This window comes from Solilutibacter silvestris, from assembly GCF_050574925.1.
Taxonomy (GTDB): Bacteria; Pseudomonadota; Gammaproteobacteria; order Xanthomonadales; family Xanthomonadaceae; genus Solilutibacter; species Solilutibacter silvestris_A.
Genome location: NZ_JBCMOO010000004.1, coordinates 160,470 through 183,135, shown reverse-complemented (window position 1 = coordinate 183,135; position 22,666 = coordinate 160,470). Strand labels below are relative to the sequence as shown.

The following is a 22,666-nucleotide window of genomic DNA, read 5'->3' as shown; positions in this document are numbered from 1 at the left end:
TTGCGGAGCTGCGGATTGCCCTAGCCGTGGCAAATATTGCACTGCGGATTGCTATCACCCGTCAGCGATTGCATTTTCGGGGCAGTCTTGCCGCCATGCAGGATCAGGATCGCCTGGGTCAGCAGTGAACGGTCCTGGTTGTCGGTCGCAGCCGCGCTTGCCTTCGGTGGTGCCGACGCTTCGGGTTTCCTCGCGGCTTCCCTGGTGTCCGTGGCCGCGTCGGCCAGCGCACCGACGCTCATCATCCCCAACACCATCGCGCAGAGCAGTGAACGCTTGAACATTGCGTGATCCTCCTCGAGATTGATCGGACGCTATACCAGCCCGGCCGTCTCCGCAACTTGAGCGCGCCAAAGCGCCCTTGGCGTCAGCGCGGCCGCTCGAAGACCTGGAAGGCCAGGTCGCGGGGCCACGGATACCACGACAGCAACGACACGCCATTGATGAGGAAGGCCTGCCCGCCTGCATAGCTGTCACCGGCTGGACCGGGCCAGAGCACACACTCGCCACCGATCGCTTCAATGGTGAAAGCGTAGTTGCCCGCCTGCATCACACGCGGCCGCTCGAACTCGATCATGCGCATGCTCTGCATGCCGTTGGTCGATGTCCAGGAATCGAGCACGTAACCGGGAACATCCTGCGTCATCGCCACTGCGCCGGATGGCACGCCGGAGCGCAGGAGGGTCTGCAGGGTCACCCGCACGCTGGTGGCCGTGGAGCAATTGATCGGCAGCATGATGTGGCTGACCATGCCGGTGCGCGGCAGGTTGAAGGTCTGTGCGTATTTGAAGTTGGCGTTGCCGTTCTGGCCCAGCGCAAAGCCGCCGCTATTGAGGTCGTGCATCACCTGTTCGGCCGCCACCTCGGGCGGGATGGTCTGCGCCATGACGGGCGGGGCCGCGGATGTCAGCAACAGCAAGAGGGAATACTTGTACATGGGGATCTCCTTCGTATCGGTTCGGTTGGGATTGATTCGCTTCGTGCGGCACAGGATCAATGCAACATTCCTTCCAGCGCCTCGGGCTCCATGTTCAGCAGCTTCCTGCTGAATCCGGTTGCCATCGTTTTCGCCTGTTCGATCTGCGCGGCGTTGTTGTTCTGCCTGCCGTCGACGTAGAACACCAGCGGCAGTCCGGCGCAGGCGAGCAAGGTGTTGTACAGCGCGGTCTTGTCCTTGCTTGATGCCTTGGAAATATCCGACTGCGCGAGCGTGGCGTTGAGCGATGCGTACAGGCTGTTCTCGGCATCGGCAGCGGGCTGCTTTCCCGTTCTCACGATGTGCACGGAAACGATGAAGAACGTCATCGCGCCGGCGATGGTGTGATCCCAGCCCTTGCCCTTGTATTTCTTCTCGAACAGCTGCTCGCCGGCCGTGGCCAGTTGCAGGATCTGCTGGCGCTCCTGTGGTGTATTGCCGAGGCTGTCGGCCAGCTGCTTCACGGAATCGTCGCCGGCCACCGGGATGAAGCGCGTTGCGGTCGGCGAAACCTTCACCGAGGCTACGGGCGTTGGCGACGCGCTGCCCTGCCGTGACTTCGCGCCGGAATATTTCGGATATTTCGCGCAAATCGACGGCAAGGGCTGGTGCTTCTTCAGCGCCGAATCGCAGATCGCCCATTCCACGATCTGGTTGTTGTTGACGCTGTTGGCCAACCAGAACTGCGCATGTGCTGCCGGGGCAGCCGACAGTGCTAGTGCAACTGCCAAACAGGCGAAAGCAAGAGGGCGCGGCTTCATGGGTTTCTCCAATCAATGGGTTCGTTTCATGCCGGCGAATCGGCATTTTGATTTCAATAGGCCCAGGTACGAACCGTTCCCGCCGCTGGGTCATAGCGGCGCAGCAGGTGATAGTCGATGACGTACAAATCGCCATCCGCGGCGAAACACATGTCCTCGCTCGTGCGGAAATTGCTGCCGCTTGCCGCGCCATCCACCGGATAACCTTCATTCCCCGGGGCGAAGCCGGTGTAGGCGGTGCCTGTCAGGAACGTGACCTTGCCGCCTGGTTCGTCCACCCGCGCGATCGCGTTGTTGCGACCGGGCCGACCGACGCCCAGGTAAAGACGCCCTTGCGCATCGAGCGCCGTCGAATAGATGCCGTCCAGTTTCAGCCCGGCGCCACCGTTCTTCTGGGCGAACAACACGCGACGCGCCTGTCCATCGGGACGAATGCGCCAGACCGCGTGGTACAGGTCATGCGGCTTGGAGCGGATGAAATGACCACCCACGACCAGTTCGCCACGATGCATATCCCAGATCATGTTGTCGGGAACGATCTGTTCCTGCGCCGATATCTGTGCGGCATTGCACAGGCGATCGGCACCCATCAGCGTGCTGACCATGCCATCGGTGGCGATCTTGCGGATTGCGCAGCCATCCTGATCCGCCAGCCAGAGATTGCCCTGATCGTCCTCGACCGGGCGCCCCGGATGCTTGAAAAGCGCCGCGCTGCCGTTTCCGTCGGCAAGCCCCTGTTGCCCGGCCTTGCCGGCCACGCGTCGCACGCGACCGTCGCGCGCAATCCGCACCACGACATCATTCGCGCCCAGCAGGATGTCGCCATTGCGTGCGAGGCCGAAACCGTCAACGTGGTAGTACGTATACCCAGGCGAGGGAAGGTTGCCGTCCGCCCAGGACTTGTCGGGCGGGTTCGCCGGCAGCATGGGCGAATTCGAACGCACGCCGCTGTCCTTGTAGCGGCGCGTCAGCAAGGGGGAAATGGCGCCATCGCCGGCGATGCGCCAATAGCCTTCGCCGATGGTGTCGCCCTTCTCGCTGAAGCCGGCATCGCCCGCGATGATCAGGCCACCCTCGACCGGGCACTGCAGGCCGCCCATGCCGGAGAAAAAAATCCTGTCCGGTTGCAGATAGGGATTGATCGCGATGATCTGCGGCCTGCCCTGTGCCGGATCGAACTTCTTGCCGACCGCAGGCTTCAGCAACAGATTCTGCGGCACGTTGCCGAGGCGCACATCGCGGCTTGGCGCGGAATAGCCACGATCGGACGACGAGGACGAACCCGTGGCCGGCGCTTTGCCGTCCAGTGCCTTTTCGGCGGGTCGAGCCACCGTCTCCTTCGCCTTGTTTTCGACCTTGTTCGTGATGTCGTCCTGCACCTGTTTCGCGGCGCGCTTCAACCAGCCGCCGATGTCCTGCGCATGCGACTGCGCCGGCGAGACCACAAGCACGCACAGCATCACGGTGATTGGCAGGGAATGTCGTTTCATTTCCCCGCTCCGCAGTCGTCGACCTTGGTCCAGATCGCGGTGCCGGTGCGTGCCGGCGTGCACACCGTCCTGCCACCGGCATGGCCGCAGGCGCTGGGCGTGGTGTACGTCGCGGTCATTTTTTCCTCGGGACCGCTCAGGGTGTACGTGCCGCTGGCGTCCACCGTGCCGCCGCCGCCCGCGAAGTGCATGGAATAGGTGCCGCCCTTGTCGCTGGTGGGCGTCTGCGTGAGCGTGATGTATTTGCAGACATGCACCGTGACCGGCTTGTCGAGGTCGCAGACGTCGTAGGACTCGTTGCAGCCACCATTGCCGATCGGCGTGACGCGATAACCGCCTTTCTTGGTATCGAACTGCAAACTCGCCTTGCCGACACCACGCTTGCTGCGCGCCTCGAAGTCGATGGTCGCGGACTGATCCTTCTTTTCCGGGTTCTGGTAATCGAATTGAGCATCCGCAGGCACTTTCTTGTCGCGCGGATTGAGCATGTGCTCTCCGCTCAACGTCGCCTTGACCGTGCCGCGGGTCGGTGCGCCATCGGATTTCGCGCGCGGCTCCGCAAACAGCGTGTATGCCGTGTTCGGCTTCGCTCCCGTGCGCTTGGCGGGATCGCTGCGCACGTCCAGCTTGACGCACCTGCCGGATTCCCAGGCTTTCTTCGCCGCATCGAGTGCGCTCATCGCGGCCATGCGGCCGACCGTCGCCAATCCTTTCGCCAACTGCACGTCTTCGTCGCTCGTGCCGTGACTGCGGCCGTTCACCTTGGCACCCATCTCGCCACGGGTGGTGGACAGCGCATCACTCACATCCACATGGCTTCCGCTGCCGGTGGTCTGTTCGACATGCACGTCGGAATCCATGTCGTCGTCGATCAGGTTGGCATCGTCGTCGAGATGCTTGACCAGCTTCGAAGTGACCTTGGTTTGCGCGCTGCCGTCGCCGCCGCTGAGGTCGGAGGTTGATTCGAACTCGACCTCGATCTTGCCCTGCGCATCGGGACAAGCGATCGACTTGACCTTGGTGACGACCTTGCCTTTCAGTCCCTCCGGCATGTTGCCTTCGAATGTCGTGGTCGTGGTGTAACTGTTCTCTGTCCAGTCCACCTTGGCGGTTCCATCGGAATTGGTATAGGAACCCGATGTTTTGCCATCCTCTTGCGCCTGCTCCCAGGCCTGTTCTCCCGCAGCGTTCTGAATGCCGGCAGTCACCGAAGACGCCGCCATGCCGCCGACCCCGGCATAACCGCCACTGCCCAAGCCTCCGCCACCACCGGATCGCTTGTCGAACAGCGTCGGCAGTTCCGCCGCGAACGCGCGGCTCTTCTGCTCATACAACACGAACAACCCCTGCAATGCAGCGTCCGCCTTGGCTTCGCCACCGAGAGCGGCATCCAACCCACCTGCTTTCATCAGGCTGCGCGCTGCCGGATATTCGATCTTCGTGATTTCGCGCGCGGTCGCATCCGCCCCCTGCTTCTGCCAGCGCGCGAATTCCGCGTTGGCCTGGGCGACGCCGGCACTCACCGGCGACTTCGACGACGTGCACGCCGCCATCGTCACGATGGCGGCCAGTACTGTGATGCCCTTGAACTTGTGCATGGATTCCCCTCCGGAATGGAATCAGTTCCTGCGGAACAGTCCCTTCAGCAACTTCTTCGCACCGCTTTCCTGCGGCTGCTCGCCCTGCGGTTGGTCGCCGCGTTGTTGCCGCATGCCCGACATGTCGACGCCGAGCAGCGCGGTGGCGGTGGATTTGGTGCGCACGCGCACGTTCCATTCCGGATTCCACGCCTGCTTGGGGTTGGCTGGTCGCGGCGGGTACGCGATGTTGGTTTCCGGCCCGTAGGCGATCATGTTGAGCGCGCCCATGCCCTGCTTGCCGCCTTCGCCGGCGAAGATGCCCTTCGGGATCGCGCAATGGCTGGCGGTGGTCGGCAGCAGCACTTTCTGCTTCACCCACTTGTCCACGCTGGAGCCGGGCAGGTAGTTGAGCAATTCGGCGCCGGCGCCCGCCACCTCCGAACTGCTCCAGACCACGAAGTGGTGTTCGTCCTGCATCGCCATCGCCGCGAGGAAATAGCCGCGCGCACGCGCCACCGGTTGCCATGACGCATCGATGCTGTCGCTCATCGCGCCGCGAGTGGACAGCGCGATCTTCGGCATGAAGTCTGCCTCCGCACCGAGATCGAACTTCAGCGATTCCGGCACGCCATCGCCGCTGATGCGATGCGTTCCCACCATGGAAGCGTCATCGGAGACGCGCTTGTCGTTCTTCTGGTTCGGCCACAGCGCGTACTTCGGCTCGGCATCGATATCGCGGTCGGGCACGAACACGCCAGGCGCAAGACCGCCTTCCGCGCTGGCCTTGCCACCCTTCATCCGCGCCGTCAGCACCTTGGGCTGGCCAGGCCGCACGCTCGCCCCGCAGCCCCAGTACTGGCGGATGGTGACTTCGACGTCCTGCACCTTGTCCGGTGCGTATTGCCTCCTGCTTTCCTCGGTCGGCGGCGGCAGCAACGGCAACGACTTGCCGACATCGAGTCCCGCCGGCACCCAGTCTTCCGCGGCGACACCTGGCTTCAGGCTGTTGTACATGGCGATGTCGAGCAACTTGCCTTGGGTGGCGGGCACCTTGCGCGACTGCGGATAGCCTTGCGGTCCATTGCCACCCGCCATTTTCCGCATCATGAAACCGCCGAGCCCGCCCATGTCGGGCATGCCGGCCATGCTGTGGGTGGCGACATCGATCCATACCTGCGTTTTCGGTGCGGATGGTGCGCTGCCGGCGGGCAGAACGACGAAGGCGGTTGCGGCTGCGAGCGCGGTGACGCGCAACAAACATTGACGTGCGTGCATGTCCATTCCCTCCTGTTGGGTGCGCTTACCAGCCGAAGCCGCCGCCGACGCCGACGGATTTGTCGCCGCCGCTGAAAGCACCGCCGATGGTCAACGTGGCGCGATCACTGATGGCGCGCTGGTAACCGATCGACAACGCCTTGCGCCCGTTCTGGAATCCCGCGCCGACACCCACGCGGTTCTGCGTGCGGATGCCCGACAGGCTCGAACTCATCGTCGCCATCGCGGTGCCCATCGCGCCCATGGTGTCGATGCGGCGATCGGTCTGGTGGAAGCGTCGATCCATGTCGGTGCGCAACTGGTCAAAGCCCGCGGTGGAGAAGGTGGAGAATTTGGCATCGGTATAGGCCTTGGCCGACGACAGCGTGGCGGCATCACCGGATTTCATCTGGCTGACGTTCACGGCATCGGTATCGGCCGTGCCGGCTGCGACATGGATCACCTGGTGCTCCGCACCGGTGGCGCCGACCGACACCGCGTAATCGCGATCTGCCACGGACTGGTAACCGATGGCGGTGCTGCCGACGTTCAACGCCTGCGACTGGAAACCGACCGCGGTGCTCTGGTTGCCGCTGGCGGTATTGCCGGCACCGATCGCGCTGCTGTTCACGCCGCTGGATTTGTTGAGCAACCCCATTGCAACGGTGCTGCTGCCGCTGGCGGTATTGAAGCGCCCGAATGCCGTGGTGCCGTCGCCGTCGGCGACATTCGTGTCGCCGTAGGCCGCGGCATGCTCCCCGGTGGCCTGGTTGTTGATGCCGACTGCATGGGCAAACGTCGCGCTTGCGGTATTGGAGACGCCGAAGGCGCCGCTCCAGTCGCCGCTGGCGGTGTTGTTGCTGCCGACGGCGGTGCTGCCATTGCCGCTGGCGGTACTCGGGCCAACTGCGGTGGCATCCGTCCCACTGGCGCCATCGTTGTTGTAGTTGGGCGCGGAACTGTTGCTGGAATTGACGCTGAAGAAATGCGATGTGGCGCTGCCGCCCGTGCCCGTTCCGCTGCCCAAGGCGGTCAGCTTGCTATCGACTGCCGCAAATGCCGAAGCGACATCGCCGTAGCTCGCACCCTGGATGGTGAACGTCGGCGCGGTGAACACGCCACCGGAGTAACCGGCACCGCCGCCGAACCAGTTCACCAACGTGTTCAACTGGCTCACGTTCACCGCGTCGGTATCGTTGATGCCGGCAGCAACGTGAATCAGACGAGCGTTGAGATCGCTGCCGAAGGGAACGCCATAGGCGGTATCCATGTCGCCCGCCGAGTGGCCGAAGGACACCACGCCGGATTCCGTTGCGGCCGCCTGGTAACCGATCGCCGTGCTCTTGTCGGCCGTGGCGATGCTGTCGTAACCGAGCGCGCTGCTGAATTCGCCGCTCGCCGTGCTCACGTAACCGAACGCACTGCTGCCGCCGCCACTGGCCGTGCTGGCATTGCCGAACACGCTGCTGGCATCTCCGCTGGCGGTATTCCAGCCGCCCATTGCACTGGCGCCGACGCCACTGGCGACATTGCCGATTCCAAACGCGCTGCCCTCCTCGCCGCTGGCGGTGCTGCCTACGCCAACTGCCGTGGCCGAGTTGCCCTTGGCCCACACGCCCGTTCCCACCGCCACTGCACTGTTGCCGCTGGCGATGGCGGTATGGCTGTTGGCATCGTTGATGCCATCGCCGTCGAGATCGAGATCGTAGTCCGTCGGCGAACCTTCGACCTGGAAGAACGTCGAGACCGCCAGGCTGCCCTTGCCGGTCGCCAGGCCGTATGCGCCTAGCGCGGAACCGTACTCGCCGCTGGCGCGACTTCCGATGCCGACCGCGGACGCATTGGCGCCCGTCGCGCCGTCATTGTTGTAATTGCCGGCAGTGGTATCGCTGGAGTTGACGCTGAAGAAATGCATCGACGTGCCACCGCCGCCGCCCACACCTGCGATGGCCGCGTTCAACTGGCCCAGGTTCACGGCATCGGTTGCTTGCGTGCCGGCGGCGACATGGATGATCTGGCGTTCCGTGCCGGTCTGTCCGACGGAAACCGCGTAGTCACGATCCGCGATCGCCTGGTAACCGATCGCGGTGCTTCCGGTATTGAGCGCCTGTGACTGGTAGCCGAAGGCGCTGCTCCACTGGCCATTGGCGATGTTGCCATTGCCGAACGCGTTGCTGCCGGAGCCGCCAGCGGTATTGCTGGTGCCGAATGCATTGCTGATGTCGCCATTCGCGGTGTTGCCGATGCCGAAGGCATTGCTGCTCCTGGCGTTGGCGTTGATCGTGTTGCCGCTGCCGAAGGCATTGCTCTCGCCGAAGTAATCGGCGAGCGCGACGTTATTGCCGCTACCGAAGGCGTTGCCGATGGTGGCGTTGTTGCCGCTGCCGAAGGCGTTGCCGTCGCTGGCGGTGTTGCCGCTGCCGAAGGCCTGGCTGCCGCCTTCACCGCCATTGGCATGGTTGTTGTAGCCCACGGCGTTGCTTTCGCGCATGACCGTTTCATTGCCGAAACCGAAGGTGCTGCTGCGATCGCCCCGCGTGGTGTTGTTCACGCCCACGGCGGTGTCGTAGTTGTAGCCGTTCGCGCCCGCCACGACGCCCGCGCCCAGCGCAACGGAAGAGGTGCCAGCGGCCACGGCGGTTTCGCTGGAGGCATCCATCGTGCCGTCGTTGTTCAGATCGAGATCGAAATCCACCCCGCCGTTGTTGTTGCGGTCGTAGAACGACGATATCGCCAGGCTGTATGCACCCCGGGCCTGTCCCCGGTAACCGAAGGCGCTGCTCCACAGGCCGGTGGCGAGGTTGAGCACGCCGAAGGCATTGCTGGCCACGCCGATCGTGGTGTTGCCCCAGCCGAATGCATTGCTGGAAATGCCGCTGGCATTGTTGCCGTTGCCGTAAGCACTGGTATCCGCAAAGCAGGTGGCATTGTCGGTGCCGTGCTCGTTGCCCTGGTTGGTCGATGGCGCCGGCGTGACCGGATTGCCGTTGGCATCCAGGCAAGGACCATCTGCGGCAAACACCGGCATCGACATCGCGCCCAGCAGGGCCAGGCTCAACACGGACAGGACCGGCAGCGGCCGGCGACGGTGATTCGATTTCATGGTTTTCCCCTCGGAATGACGTCGGCGGAATGCCGGCCTCGTACTTGGGTATGCGCAATCCGGTGGCGAAACCGGTCATCCCCCGAAAAGAACCAGGGCGCCGAAGCGCCCTGGCGATCTGCTCATGACCGGCCCCGTCAAGGGAGGGGAGCCTTCAGGGCAGCCGGCAGTCACAGATCCAGACCGAAACCGGCACCTGCGGTGCCCTTGCCGCCACTAAAGGCGGCGCCGAAGCTGATGGAACCGCGACCGACGCGCACGCCATAGCCGACCGAAATCGCCTTCTGGCCACTGGTCACGCCGAAGCCCACCGCAACGCGCCCGTTCCTCGATCCGCCATTGGTGGCATTGGCGCTCATCTGCGTCATGGCGGTGGCCATCGACGACACCTGGTTGATGTGGCGATCGGTCTGGTAGAAACGCTGGCTCACTTCGCCACGGAACTGGTCGAATCCCTGCGACAGCCCGTTGAGCTTCGAGTCGGTATAGGCATTCGCGGCGGTCAGGGCCGATGCCGACTTTGCATCGGTGTACAACTTCGACGCAGTGAGGGTGGCGGCATCGCCCGTGCTCATGTCGGTGCGAATCGCGGCTTCGCGTCCGTCGGTATAGGCATTCGCGGCGCCGACTGCATTGTTCGCGGTCGCCAACGCGGTATCCGCCGTGGCCTGCGCTGCATCCGCCTTGGTCACCGCGATATTGGCCGTCGCCTGCGCCGCATTGGCCGCCGTCAATGCCGTATTGGCGGTGGATTGCGCGGTGGCTGCGTTCGTCAGCGCGGTATTGGCGGTCGATTGCGCCGCGGCGGCGTTGCCATTGGCCGTGGCAAGACCGGCATCGAGTTGTCCCTTGTTCACGGCATCGGTGGCGACAACGCCATTGGCAACGCCACCCACCACGTTGCCGCCCATGTTGACGATCGTATTGTTGACGATGGTGAAGCTGCCACCTGCCCCACCCACGGTCAGGCCGCTGAATGTCGGGGCGCTTGCGAATCCATAGGTGATCGTGTTGCCGCTGCGGCTGACGGTCAGGTTGCCGTTGGCATCGCTCGCCCTGAAGTCCACCGTCTGGCCGCTGCCGACAACGTTCGCGGCGCCGCCGTTCGCACTCAAGCTCCAGCCGGCATAGCCGCCAATGCCGAAAATGGCCGCGTTCAATTGGCCGAGATTCACCGCATCGGTATCCGCGGTGCCAGCCGCGAGATGGATGATCTGGTGCTCGCCGCCGGTCTGGCCCACGGAGATTGCATAGTCGCGATCGGCGATTGCCTGATAGCCAATTGCCATGCCACCCGTGTTCAAGGCTTGCGAGCTGTAACCGAATGCACCGCCCCACTGGCTACTGGCCGTATTGAAGCTGCCGATGGCCGTGCTGTTGAGGCCCGAGGCCGTGTTGCCGATGCCGAAACTGCTGGCGCCGCTGGCGCTGGACAGATTGTTCACGCCCACCGCGCTGGCAACCGAAGCCGTCGCTTGCACGCCCGCGCCCACGGCGATCGAGCTGGTTCCGGTGGCGCTCGCGGTTTCGCTGGAGGCGACGCCCGAGATGTCGAGATCTTCGTGGCCGTTGCCGTTGCGGTCGAAGAAGCCTGCCAGCGCCACGCTGCCGATGCCGGTCGCATAACCGCGCAAACCGATCGCGGTGGCATATTTCGCACTGCGGCTCCACAGGCCGAACGCGTTGCTGTAATCGCCGGTGGCATAGTTGCCATCGCCGAAGGCGCTGGAATCCTGGCCCAGGGCCGTGTTGTTGTGGCCGAAAGCACTGCTGCTGACGCCCGTCGCGCTGTTCGATACCCCGAACGCACTGCTTTCCCATTGACCGGCGGTGTTCTGGTAGCCGAAGGCGTTGCCGTATGCGCCGCTGGCGATATTTTTCGCGCCAAAGGCGCTGGTGGCCTCGTTCAATGCGCTGTTTTCCCAGCCGAACGCATTGCTGATGTCGCCACTGGCGTTGTTGTATTGGCCGAATGCACTGGCGAACATGCGGCAGGTCGTGTTGTCGCCGCCGCCTTCGCTGCCCTGGTTGGTGCTGGGCGGCGGTGACATGTTGCTGCCATCCGGGTTCTTGCAGGGATCATCGGTGGCGAATGCCGGCAACGACATCGCGCTCAACATGGCCAGCGCAAGAATGGACAGCACCGGCGATCGCCGGTGACGACGCTTTGGATTCATGGTTTCCCCTCGGAATGGCGCCGGCGGAATGCCGGTCTCTCTGGGGTATGCGAAACTCGACCGCGAAACCGGTCACGCCGAGGGGGTCGTCGTGGAATCCGTTCCGTCCGCAGAAGTCACCGTCCTGCTTGCCCGCGCCCGCGCGGGCGATGCCGTTGCGCTCGGCAATGCCTACGCTGCCGTGTATGGCGAACTCAAGCGCGCCGCGCGCCTGCAGCTGCGGCGCATGCGCGATCCCATCGAGACGACGGCCCTCGTCCACGAGGCCTATCTCAAGCTGGGCGGATCGAGCCTGTCGGCCGCCGACCGCAACCACCTGCTGGCGTTGTCCGCGCGCGCGATGCGCCAGGTGCTGGTGGACGACGCCCGCGCGCGCAAGGCCGACAAGCGCGGTGGCGGTCAGGAATTGCTGTCGCTCACGGCGGCGGCGAATTCCGGCGAACTCGCCGCGATCGAGGTGTTGAAACTCGATGACCTGCTGGAAGCGCTGCACGCGCTGGACGAGCGTGCCGCGCAAATCGTCGAACTGCGCTATTTCGGCGGCTATACCGAGCCCGAGATCGCCGACATGCTCGACATCAGCGAAAGCACCCTTCGTCGCGACTGGCGCCGCGCCCGCGCCTTCCTGTTGAAAGAGATGACGTCATGACCGACCCTTCTGCACAACACTCCCGCCGGGTGCTGGAAGTCTTCGACGGCGTGGTCGATCTTGCCGGCGACGCGCGCGAGCAACGACTTCGCGAATTGTGCGGGGACGATGCCTCCCTCCTCGCGGAGGTGCGCGCCATGCTCGCCGCGGATGACAGCGCCGGCGAGCCGTTCGCCGGCGACGCGTCCGCCTGGGGCCATGCACTGAACGCGGAGCGCGAAAACGCACACGACGACACCATGCCGGGCCGCCAGCTCGGCGCCTGGCGCATCGTCGGCGTGATCGGCCATGGCGGCATGGGCGCGGTCTATGCCGTGGAACGCGACGACGGCGCCTATGCGCAACGCGCGGCGCTCAAGCTAATCCGCGCCAGTGCCGACACCCCCGTCGCCCGCGATCGCTTCCTGCGCGAACGCCAGATCCTCGCGCAGTTGCAGCACCCCAACATCGCCACCTTGCTGGACGGCGGCATCAACGCGGAAGGGGAACCGTGGTTCGTGATGGAGCGCGTCGATGGCCAGCCCATCGACCAATGGTGCGATGAACGCGGCCTCGGCCTGCGCGATCGCATCACGCTGTTCCTGCAGGTGCTGGATGCCGTGCGCTATGCCCATCGCAACCTGGTGGTGCATCGCGACCTCAAGCCCTCCAACCTGCTGGTGGATGGCGAAGGCCGGGTGAAGCTGCTCGATTTCGGCATCGCCAAGCAACTGGAAGGGAGCGACGTCACCATCGCGCAGGACCGCGCGCTGACCTTCGAATACGCATCGCCCGAGCAGTTGCACGACGCGCCGATCACCACCGCGACCGATATCTGGCAACTCGGCATCGTGCTGCATCGCCTGCTGTCGGCATCGCATCCCTTCGGCCTCAGTCGCGACACGCCCGTGGCACGCCAGTTGCAGCAACTGGAGAACGAACCCGAACCGCTGACACGTTCCGCCGCCCACGCCAGCGCGGAACAGGCGGCGCAACGCGGCGGCATGACGCCGGCGTCGCTGTCGCGGGCGCTGCGCGGCGGACTCGCCGACATCGTGCATGGCTGCCTGCGCCGCGATCCCGAAGCGCGCTACGCCTCCGCCGATGCCCTGGCCAACGACTTGCGTGCATGGCTGGACATGCGCCCCATCGCGGCGGTGCGACCGTCGCGGGGTGAACGCCTGCGCCTTTGGTTGCGGCGCAATCGTGCGCTGGCGGCGTCGGTGGCGGCGGTCGCGATCGCATTGATCGTCGGCACCGGCGTGGCCTTGTGGCAGGCGCGCGAAGCGCGCGAGCAGGCGCGGTTGGCCGAGCAACAAGCTGCACGCGCGACCGATGCCTCGGCGTTCCTGGAAGATGTCCTGAACGGGGCGACGCCGCAGCACACGCTCGACAGCAAGTTCTCGCTCAAGGACCTGCTCGCCTATGCGCGCAAATTGCTGGGCGAGCGAAAGGATCTCGATCCGCAGGTGCGCAAGGCCGTGCAGCGCAGCCTGGCCATCCTCTACGCCTCGAATGGGGATTACGCGAACTCCGAGACGATGTACACGCCGGGCATGCAGGATGTGCAGCCGTTCAATCGCAAGGACGCAATGGAGCTGGCCATCCATTTCGGCAACTACGCAGGCGTGCTGGCAATGATGGGCAAGGGGAAGGACGCCGAAGCCGCAGCGAATAACGCGCTGCAACTGCGCAAGCGCTATGCGCCGGACGACGCCTTCCAACTGGCGGCATCGCAGAAGAACCTGGCCGACGTGCAAGGACTCGTCGGCAATCTCGCAGCATCTGCGAGCAATTACGAGCAAAGCCTGGCCGTGCTGGCCAAGCTGCCCGCCCCGGATGAAATCGCCCGCAGCACCACGATCGGTGCCTATACCGGTCTGTGCAAGGTGCTGATCATGCAGGATCACTATTCACGCGCGCGGCAATTTACACAGGAAGGCCTGGCCTATGCCGACAAGCAGCGCGACCCTTCGCTGGACCAGGATCGGGTCAACCTGCTGCTGGACAAATCCATCGCGGAGCGCAGGCTTGGCCAATTCGACAGCGTCGAAGCCGACATGCACAAGGCCATTTCGCTCAACGAGAAATTGCTTGGCGCGGAAAGCCTCGAAATCGGCACGAATTATTGGCAACTGGGTGAAGCGTTGAACGACATGGCGCGTTATCCGGATGCATTGGATGCTTTTTCCCGTTCGGAGAAAATCCTGACCAAGGGCAAGCCTGCGCCCGGCCAATTGGCGACCATGTACAAGGGCATGGGCCTGGCTTGGCAGAAACAGGGCGACAAGGCGAAAGCCATCGAGTATTACCAGCGCGCATTGGCCTCCCTGGACAGGGTCGATACACCGCGCCTGCAGAAGATGAAGCAGGACATCGAGGCCCTGCTGCAGTCCGCCAGCGGCAATTCATCACCGCCGCCTTAAACTCTGCTCCCCTTTCGATCCCCGATGCCGATGCGCGCCGCTTTCGCAACCGCCCTGTTCGCCACCCTGCTCACTGCCTGCGCCAGCGCGCCGAAGACCGACACCCGCGCGCATGCAGCGCCCGTCACGGTCGCCCCGGTGAAAGTGGGCATCGCGCTGGGCGGCGGCGCAGCCAAGGGCTTTGCCCACATCGGCGTGATCAAGATGCTGGAAGCCAACGGCATCACCCCGGTGGTGGTCTCCGGAACCAGCGCCGGCAGCGTGGTCGGCGCACTCTATGCCAGCGGCATGGATGCCTATGCCATGCAGGAAAAAGCATTCGCGCTGGACGAATCGCGCATCCGCGACGTCAGCCTGTTTTCCGGCGGCGTGGTGAAGGGCCAGAAACTGCAGGATTACGTGAACGGGCTGGTCGGCGGCCGCAGCATTGAGAAGTTGCGCAAGCCGTTCGCCGCCGTGGCGACGAACCTCGCGAATGGCGAACGCACCGTGTTCGTGCGCGGCAACACCGGGCAGGCGGTGCGTGCATCCAGCTCGATCCCGGGCGTGTTCGAACCTGCCGTCATCGGCAATGCACGTTACGTCGATGGCGGCGTGGTCAGCCCGGTCCCGGTGGACGCCGCGCGCGAACTCGGCGCCGACTTCGTGATCGCGGTCGACATCAGCAGCAAGGCCGATGGCAGCGCGTCAAACGGCAGCATGCTCGGCAACATCAACCAGAGCATCAAGATCATGGGTCAGAAACTGGGCGCGCAGGAACTCGCGCGCGCCGACATCGTGATCCGCCCGAAGGTGAACGACATCGGCGCTGCCGATTTCGAGCAGAAGAACCATGCCATCCTGGAAGGCGAACGCGCCGCGCAAGCCGCGCTGCCGCAGATCAAGGCGAAACTGGCCGCGTTGCAAAACGCGCGCCAGGCCAGGGCACAACAGGCCGCCGATGCGCGCGCCGAGCAGGAGCGCAAGGCACGCTGCGCGCAGCAGGGCTGGATGGACAAGCTGCGCCGCGATCCGGAGTGCCGCGCGGACTGACTGACCGCGACGCGGCTTACGCCGCGCGTTCCCGCCTTGCGCGCGTCAAGTGGACGAGCAGCAATGAAATCGCCGCCGGGGTGACGCCGGGAATGCGCGCCGCCTGGCCGATGCTCTGCGGCTGCACGCGTGAGAGTTTTTGCAATACTTCCGCCGAAAGTCCGCGCACCGCGTCGTAGTCGAAGCCATGCGGGATCGCGGTGTCCTCGTTGCGGCGCGCGCGCGCGATCTCCTCGCGCTGGCGATCGAGGTAGCCGGAATACTTGACCTCGATCTCCACCTGTTCGGCCACCTTGGCATCGGCGACGGCAGGGCCGAGTTCTGGCACCTGCATCAATTTGGCGTAATCGAGTTCGGGACGCCGCAGCAGGTCGATGGCGCTGGTTTCGCGCGAGACCTCGACGCCGATGTGGCGCTTGAGCGCATCGCCCAACGCATTGTTCGGCGCCGCCCAGATCGTCTTCAGGCGCGCGGTTTCCCGGTCGACCATGTCGCGCTTGGCATTGAAGGCGCTCCAGCGCGCGTCATCGACCAACCCCATCTCCCAACCGACCGGCGTCAGTCGCGCGTCGGCATTGTCCTCGCGCAATTGCAGGCGATATTCCGCGCGCGAAGTGAACATGCGATACGGCTCGCTGGTGCCCTGGGTGATCAGGTCGTCGACCAGCACGCCGATGTAGGCTTCGTCGCGACGCGGCGACCATGCGTCCTGCTGTTGCACGAAACGTGCGGCGTTGACGCCCGCGAGCAATCCCTGCGCCGCGGCTTCCTCGTAGCCGGTGGTGCCATTGATCTGCCCGGCGAAGAACAGACCGGCGACCGCCTTGGTTTCCAGCGAAGCCTTCAGCCCGCGCGGATCGAAGAAGTCGTATTCGATGGCGTAGCCGGGACGGGTGATGTGCGCGTGCTCGAAGCCGGTGATGCTGCGCACCAGCTCCAACTGCACGTCGAACGGCAATGAGGTGCTGATGCCGTTGGGATAGATCTCGATGACGCCCAGGCCTTCCGGTTCGACGAAGATCTGGTGCGAGGCCTTCTCGGCGAAGCGCACCACCTTGTCCTCGATCGACGGGCAATAACGCGGACCGATGCCTTCGATCTGCCCGGAATACAGCGGCGAACGATGCAACGCATTGCGGATGATCTCGTGCGTGCGCTCGGTAGTGTGGGTGATCCAGCAACTGACCTGCGCCGGATGATCGGCCGTGCTGCCCATGAACGAGAACACCGGGCGCGGCGTGTCGCCGGGCTGCTCGTCCATCTTCGAATAATCGAGGGTGCGACCATCGATGCGCGGCGGCGTGCCGGTCTTGAGGCGATCAACGACGAAGGCACCTTCGCGCAGGCGTTGCGCCAATGCGCTGGCCGGCGGATCGCCCATGCGCCCGGCGGCATATTGGGTTTCGCCGATGTGGATCTTGCCGGCGAGGAAGGTTCCAGCGGTCAGCACCACCGCGGGTGCCGTGAAGCGGATGCCGGTATTGGTGATCGCGCCGCGTACGCTTCCCTGTTCGATGACAACGTCGTCGACCGCGGCCTGGAACACGGTGAGATTCACCTGCGTCTCCACTGCGTGGCGGATGAACTGGCGATACAGCGAACGATCGGCCTGGCAACGCGTCGCGCGTACCGCCGGGCCTTTCGATGCATTGAGCGTGCGCCACTGGATGCCGGCGGCATCGGCCGCGCGTGCCATCACGCCACCGAGCGCATCGATCTCCTTCACCAGATGGCCCTTGCCGATCCCGCCAATCGCCGGATTGCAGCTCATTGCACCGACGGTTTCGATGTTGTGGGTGAGCAGCAACGTGCGCGCACCCGCGCGCGCGGACGCAAGCGCGGCTTCGGTGCCGGAATGCCCGCCGCCAATCACGATCACGTCGAAGTTGTGGAAGTCGCTGTTCATTTCGTTTCAATCAAACGTTTTTCTTTTGCATGTGAATTGTGCGCCGATTCGCAAAACATCGCAGCGTCGCCATCGTTCATGCAACCTCATGCGGCCAATGCTGCCGAATGATGTTGCGCGTCGACGCTGTGCGTCACTTCCGTTGCGTCGTCATCTTCCGTTTCCACGGCCGCCGCGAAAACTGCGAACCCGTTGTGTGTGCGGTGTGAAACCGCTGTTGTCACATTCTCGCGCCGTTGTCGCCGAACTTGCTCGCCATCACGGTGTGCTCACCACGGCCGGCGTCAAAGTATGAACTGCCCCGCAAAAACGAAAGGCTGGTCATCGACACGCTTGCGGCTGGCACGCCGCCTGCTTGGAATACGTTTGCACCCAGGTCGGCAACGTGCTTCGCGCGGATCGGATTGGAACAGGGCCGATCGGTACGACCGGGGAAGCAAGAGGGGCTGGATGTCGGGGGACATCCAGCCCCTCACCTTTTTCCGATATCGGATAAAGGTGCCGGCACCCGGCCGAACCCGGAACAGGGGGGATCCGGAGCGGTTAGGCCGAATGCCGGCATGGCCGATGACAACGTTGGCGCAGAGAGTGCATGGAAGCCCCCACCAACGCAAGCCCTATCTGTGGTGTCAGCGTTTAGCGCCCGGGAACAGGTCGCGGAAGGTGCGCGGCGGGTTGTTGGGCGTCTTCGCCTGGCCGCTCGGCTGCGACGGCCGATGGTGATGGCGCGGCGGCAGGAACACCGGACCAGGTCCGTAGTAGCCGCCGTACCACGGCGACCCATATCCATATGCGCCATAGCCGAAGCCGCCACCGTAGTAATACGGGCCGGGATATCCGTACATGCCATAGGGAACGATGATCACCGGGCGATCCGATTCCATCTCGGCGGCACGGACGCGGGCATCGGGATCATAGGTGCCGCCGGGACGCAGGCTGGTACGCGGCGCGTCGGTGACGCAGCCGGACAACAGCACTGCTGCAAAGGCGCCGGCGGCGAGCAAGGATGTTTTCATCGTCGTATCCCCTGTGGTACCTGCGACAGCATGCGCGCAGTCGGCTGACTGCAATGTGCAAGCCGCCATCGTCGGATGGCGAAGATTCAGCTAGCGCGATCCGACGGCGTGCAGTCCGCCCGCCCAAGCCTTAGGCTGGCGCGATGCCCGAAGCCACCCCTCGCCTCCCTGCCATCGCCGATGTCCGCCAGGCCGCCGCCCGCATTGCCGGCCATGCCCATGTCACCCCGGTCCTGCGATCGCATGGCCTCGATGCCCTCGCCGGCTGCGAGCTCCTGTTCAAATGCGAGAACCTGCAGCGCGCCGGCGCGTTCAAGTTCCGCGGCGCCTGCAACGCGGTATTGGCCCTGGACGATGAAGCCGCCCGCACCGGCGTGGTCACCCAGAGTTCCGGCAACCATGGCGCGGCGATCGCCCTGGCCTGCAAGCTGCGCGGGATCCCGGCAACGGTGGTCGTGCCCGAAGGCGCGCCGCAGTCCAAGCTCGATGCCATCGTCGCCTATGGTGCACGCCTCGTGCGCTGCGCCCCCGGCATGGCCGCGCGCGACGCCGCGGTCGCCGACATCCTCGCGCGCGAGGGCGGCACCCTGATCCATCCCTTCGACAATGCCGAGGTGATTGCCGGCCAGGGCACCGCGGCGCTGGAACTGTTCGGACACGTCGGCACCTTGGACGTATTGATGACGCCGGTCGGCGGCGGCGGCCTGCTGTCGGGTTCGGCACTGGTGGCGCGGGCGCAGGCCGATCGCGTCGAAGTGCTGGGCGCGGAGCCGGAAGGCGCACGCGACGCCCACGACGCGCTTGAAATCGGCCGCCCGATCACCGATCGCAGCGCCGACACCGTCTGCGACGGACTGCGCGGCCATCTCGCGCAACGCACCTACGATCTGCTCGAACGCAACATCGACGGCATTCTCCTTGCCGACGATTCCGCCGTGCTCGCGGCGATGCGCCTGGTGTGGACGCGCATGAAGCTGCTGGTCGAGCCCTCTTCAGCGGTGCCGCTGGCCTGCGTGCTGGCGAACCCGCAGCGCTTCCGCGGGCGGCGCGTCGGTATCATTTTGAGCGGCGGCAACGTCGATCCGGCGATGGCCGGCCAGTGGTTCTCCTCCCCCGATAGCGGCGCATGAGCTCGATCCAGAAACCCTTCCAGTGGCGCGCTTGGCACGTCCTGCTCGCGGCATCGCTGCTGGCGCTGCTGTTCCTCGGCATGCGCGGACTGTGGGACCCCGATGAAGGCCGCTACACCAATGTCGCGCTCAACATGCTCGACACCGGCAACTGGCTGTTTCCGCAGCGCACCGACGACGTCGGCCACTGGACCAAGCCGCCGCTGACCTATTGGGCGATCGCCGCCAGCATCGCCACCTTCGGCGCCAACGCTTGGGCCGCGCGCCTGCCCTCGGCGCTGGCCTATCTGCTGTGCGTGCTGCTGGTGCGGCAGATTTCCTCGCGCCTGATTCCCGATCGCCGCAACGAAACGGCATTGCTGTTCGCGACGATGTTCATGCCCGCCGGCGCCTCGCAACTCATCACCACCGATTTCGTGCTCGCCGCCTGCGAAACACTGGCGATCTGCGGCTTCGTCTGCGCGCGCTTCGGCGATCCGCCGGCATTGCAGCGGCGCGCGTGGTGGTTGGCGATGTGGCTGGGCTTCGGCCTCGCCTTCCTCACCAAGGGGCCGCCCGGATTGCTGCCGGCGCTGTCGCTGGTCGCGTTCTCGCTGTGGGTGCGCGAACCCGGCCGCCCGCGCGATCCGCTGGTGCATGTCGGCGGGTTCGTGCTGTTCGCGCTGGTGGCGTTGCCCTGGTACCTGGTGGTGACGCAACGCACGCCGGGATTGCTGCAGTACTTCACCGGCAGCGAAGTGGTCGATCGCGTCGCCAGCGACGTCCATCGCCGCAACGGCGAGTGGTACGGCTGGCTGGTGGTGTACGGCCCGACGATCCTGATCGGTGCGTTGCCGTGGACGTGGCATGTCATCCGCTGGTTCGGCACGTTGCCGGCATCGTTCCGCCGTTGGTGGCGCAATTCCGCGATCCGTCGCGCCGAGGCCGGCGACGTCCTGGTCGCGTTGTGGATCCTGCTGCCGCTGCTGGTGTTCTGCCTGTCGCGCTCGCGCCTGCCGCTGTACGTGTTGCCGCTGTTCCCGGCCCTGGCGATCGCGGCGATGCGCATGCGTCGTGGCGCCGCCCTGCCCAACTGGCTGTGGATGATCGTGCTGGTCGCGGTGATGAAGATCGGTTCGCTGCTGATCCCGGCAACGCTCGATGTCCGTACCTTCGTCGCCGAAATCCACAAGCGCAGCGGCGACGTGCCGGTGAAGCGCGTGGTCTTCATCGACGACACCCAGCGTTATGCCCTGCATCTTTATCTCGGCCTGCCGGCGCGGGTCGATCGCGTCGGCATGGATGCCGTTGCGCAAGCACGTTTCAATCCGGATTTCGACCGCTCCGCCTCGGAGGAACTCGCACGCTTCCGCGGCGATCCCGGCGTGCTGTGGGTGACGAAGCTGCGCCACTGGCCGCAGGTGCAGCAGTGGATGACCGATCGTGGCGCGCGCGCGGTCATGCTCGGCGATGCCTTCGCGGAGTATCCGCAGGATATCGGCAAGGACGGCAAGCCGAAGCCGGACGATGCCCGGGTGATGTTCCGGGTGGAGTAAGTCAGCGCCGCCGGATCGGAATGCGATCGAGCGGCACCGATGCGAGCTCGCCACCGGGAACGCGGATCGGCGTGCCGGGTTCCGGCCCCCACGCCTGCGCGTAGATCGCCTCCCACGTCAGCGGAAAGCGGCCCGCGCCATCGCGCGGATAGGCGGCATCGGCGGCGGCGAAACGCGCGCGTCCGCTCAGGCTGTGGCGACGCGCATGTAGGGCATTGGTCGCGCCCATCGCCTTGAGGCCGCGCAACACGCTGGAAAAATCCGGCAGCGTTTCCACCAGCAGGTCGCGGTCGAGCACCGGCTCGCGGAATCCCGCGGCCACCAGTGCATCGCCGAATCCCGCGATGTCGACGAAGGGGCTGACGTGCGGCACCGCATCGGCAGCCGCGAAGGCTTCGCGCAATTCGTACAGGGTGTCGGTGCCGAAGGTCGTGCACAGCAGCAAGCCGCCGGGCTTCAGCACGCGCCGGAATCCGGCGAAGGCTGCGGGCAGGTCATCGATCCATTGCAAGGCGAGGTTGCAGAACAACACGTCGACACTGGCGTCGGCCAACGGCAATGCGCGCAGGTCGGCGCAAATCCGCTCGACCGTCTTGCGGCGAAGCCACTGGCCACGCGTGTTGGCATTCGCGATCTGCAGCATCGGCAAGGCGGCATCGATCGCGAGCACCCGTGCGTCCGGCAACTGCTTGCGGAACCATGCCGCCGCATGCGCCGGGCCGCAGCCGAGATCGACCACGACCTGCGGCTTGGCATCGCCATGGCGGATGGCGTAGTGATCGAACGATTCCAGCAGGCGCGATTCGATCTCGCGCTGCAAGGCCGAAGCATCCTCGTACCCGTGGGCGGCGCGGCCGAAGGCATGGCGCACCTGGCGCGTGTCGAACACCTCGTTCACGGCAGGATTCGCCCGAGCGCGGTCGCGACGACTTCGGCGTGGGTGAGGAATGGCGCGTGGCCGGCATGATCGACCACTTCGATGGCGGCATCGGGCGTCAGCTCGACCGCCGCCTGCATCGCGCGCGGATCGACCAGGCGATCGCGACGCCCGCCGATCCACAGGCTCGGCAGCGCCAACGACGGAAGGCCCGGCCGCAGGTCGCTGGTTTCCAGCAATTCCAGGCCATCGGCGAGCACCGATGTCGCCGGTTCGCCGCGCGCGAACAATTCGTCGCGCAGATGGCGCAATTCTTCCTTGGCGCGATCGGAACCGAAGGCTTCCAGCGCAAGGAAACGATCGAGCGTGCCGCGCCAATCGCTGCGCAATCCTTCGGCGAAGTCGCGGAAGATTTCCGGGGACATGCCCCAGCGCCAGTCGTCCTTGCGCACGAAGCACGGCGTCGCGCACAGCATCGCCAGCGCGCGCATCGACACCCCATGTTGCGCGGCGTGCAAGGCGATCAATCCGCCCAGCGACCAACCACACCATGTCGCGCCTTGCGGCACTTGCCCGGCGATCGCGGCAGCGCAGGCATCGAGCCGCAACGGAACATCGCTGTCGCGCGATCCGCCGTGCCCGGGCAAATCGACCACGTGCAGCGTGCAGCGGTCGCGCAGGCGCTCGACCAGCGGCGCGAACACGCCGCCATGCATTGCCCAACCGTGCAGCAGGACCAGGTCGGGGCCGCTGCCGACGCGTTCGATATGCAGGC

Annotated in this window: 17 protein-coding genes; 5 read left to right on the top strand and 12 right to left on the bottom strand. The window is 65.1% G+C overall.

The window, feature by feature from the left end; all coding sequences use genetic code 11:
* Positions 1-20: 20 nt before the first annotated feature.
* From ABE093_RS10170 to ABE093_RS10135, 8 genes are all read right to left on the bottom strand, one after another.
* Positions 21-284: a hypothetical protein gene (locus ABE093_RS10170; RefSeq protein WP_430760773.1), complete on the bottom strand. Its 264-nt coding sequence runs from the start codon at positions 282-284 to the stop codon at positions 21-23.
* Between the two features lie 83 nt (positions 285-367).
* Positions 368-937, bottom strand: coding sequence for a hypothetical protein (locus ABE093_RS10165; RefSeq protein ID WP_430760772.1), 570 nt, complete (start codon positions 935-937; stop codon positions 368-370).
* Positions 938-993: 56 nt separating this feature from the next.
* Positions 994-1,737 carry a DUF6683 family protein gene (locus ABE093_RS10160; RefSeq protein ID WP_430760771.1) on the bottom strand — a complete coding sequence of 248 codons (744 nt, stop codon included), beginning with the start codon at positions 1,735-1,737 and terminating at the stop codon, positions 994-996.
* Between the two features lie 53 nt (positions 1,738-1,790).
* Positions 1,791-3,227: a hypothetical protein gene (locus ABE093_RS10155; protein WP_430760770.1), complete on the bottom strand. Its 1,437-nt coding sequence runs from the start codon at positions 3,225-3,227 to the stop codon at positions 1,791-1,793.
* Positions 3,224-4,825: a hypothetical protein gene (locus ABE093_RS10150; protein WP_430760769.1), complete on the bottom strand. Its 1,602-nt coding sequence runs from the start codon at positions 4,823-4,825 to the stop codon at positions 3,224-3,226. Before ABE093_RS10150 ends, ABE093_RS10155 begins: the two co-directional genes overlap by 4 nt.
* 21 nt (positions 4,826-4,846) lie before the next feature.
* Positions 4,847-6,082, bottom strand: coding sequence for a hypothetical protein (locus tag ABE093_RS10145; protein WP_430760768.1), 1,236 nt, complete (start codon positions 6,080-6,082; stop codon positions 4,847-4,849).
* Between the two features lie 25 nt (positions 6,083-6,107).
* Positions 6,108-9,164, bottom strand: coding sequence for a hypothetical protein (locus tag ABE093_RS10140; protein ID WP_430760767.1), 3,057 nt, complete (start codon positions 9,162-9,164; stop codon positions 6,108-6,110).
* Positions 9,165-9,334: 170 nt separating this feature from the next.
* The gene (locus ABE093_RS10135) at positions 9,335-11,341 is read right to left on the bottom strand and encodes a hypothetical protein (RefSeq protein WP_430760766.1); all 2,007 of its coding nucleotides are present in this window, start codon (positions 11,339-11,341) and stop codon (positions 9,335-9,337) included.
* A 28-nt stretch (positions 11,342-11,369) separates the two neighbouring features.
* Here ABE093_RS10135 and ABE093_RS10130 point away from each other — a divergent pair, with 28 nt between their 5' ends.
* From ABE093_RS10130 to ABE093_RS10120, 3 genes are read left to right on the top strand one after another with little or no spacing between them, the layout of a single operon-like run.
* Positions 11,370-11,990, top strand: a complete 621-nt coding sequence (locus ABE093_RS10130; protein ID WP_430760765.1) for an ECF-type sigma factor — start codon at positions 11,370-11,372, stop codon at positions 11,988-11,990.
* Positions 11,987-14,395 (top strand): protein kinase domain-containing protein, encoded by a 2,409-nt coding sequence (locus tag ABE093_RS10125; protein WP_430760764.1) that lies wholly within the window; start codon positions 11,987-11,989, stop codon positions 14,393-14,395. Before ABE093_RS10130 ends, ABE093_RS10125 begins: the two co-directional genes overlap by 4 nt.
* A 24-nt stretch (positions 14,396-14,419) precedes the next feature.
* Positions 14,420-15,427 carry a patatin-like phospholipase family protein gene (locus ABE093_RS10120; RefSeq protein WP_430760763.1) on the top strand — a complete coding sequence of 336 codons (1,008 nt, stop codon included), beginning with the start codon at positions 14,420-14,422 and terminating at the stop codon, positions 15,425-15,427.
* 16 nt (positions 15,428-15,443) lie between these two features.
* Here the strand turns inward: ABE093_RS10120 and mnmG are convergent, their stop codons facing one another.
* A complete protein-coding gene (gene mnmG / locus ABE093_RS10115) occupies positions 15,444-17,333 on the bottom strand; it encodes a tRNA uridine-5-carboxymethylaminomethyl(34) synthesis enzyme MnmG (protein WP_430760762.1) in 1,890 nt (629 codons plus the stop codon).
* Positions 17,334-17,962: 629 nt separating this feature from the next.
* Entirely contained in the window at positions 17,963-18,349 is a 387-nt protein-coding gene (locus ABE093_RS10110; RefSeq protein WP_430760761.1) for a hypothetical protein, read from the bottom strand.
* Positions 18,350-18,492: 143 nt separating this feature from the next.
* Here ABE093_RS10110 and ABE093_RS10105 point away from each other — a divergent pair, with 143 nt between their 5' ends.
* Together ABE093_RS10105 and ABE093_RS10100 are read left to right on the top strand one after the other, a co-directional pair.
* Entirely contained in the window at positions 18,493-19,479 is a 987-nt protein-coding gene (locus ABE093_RS10105; RefSeq protein ID WP_430760760.1) for a pyridoxal-phosphate dependent enzyme, read from the top strand.
* The gene (locus tag ABE093_RS10100; RefSeq protein WP_430760759.1) at positions 19,476-21,014 is read left to right on the top strand and encodes an ArnT family glycosyltransferase; all 1,539 of its coding nucleotides are present in this window, start codon (positions 19,476-19,478) and stop codon (positions 21,012-21,014) included. Before ABE093_RS10105 ends, ABE093_RS10100 begins: the two co-directional genes overlap by 4 nt.
* A 1-nt stretch (position 21,015) precedes the next feature.
* On the opposite strand, the gene bioC is transcribed toward ABE093_RS10100, so the two are convergent.
* Both bioC and bioH read right to left on the bottom strand, forming a co-directional pair.
* Entirely contained in the window at positions 21,016-21,912 is an 897-nt protein-coding gene (bioC, locus tag ABE093_RS10095; protein WP_430760758.1) for a malonyl-ACP O-methyltransferase BioC, read from the bottom strand.
* On the bottom strand, positions 21,909-22,664 hold the full coding sequence (gene bioH, locus ABE093_RS10090; protein ID WP_430760788.1) for a pimeloyl-ACP methyl ester esterase BioH: 756 nt from the start codon (positions 22,662-22,664) through the stop codon (positions 21,909-21,911). Before bioH ends, bioC begins: the two co-directional genes overlap by 4 nt.
* Positions 22,665-22,666 lie beyond the last annotated feature (2 nt).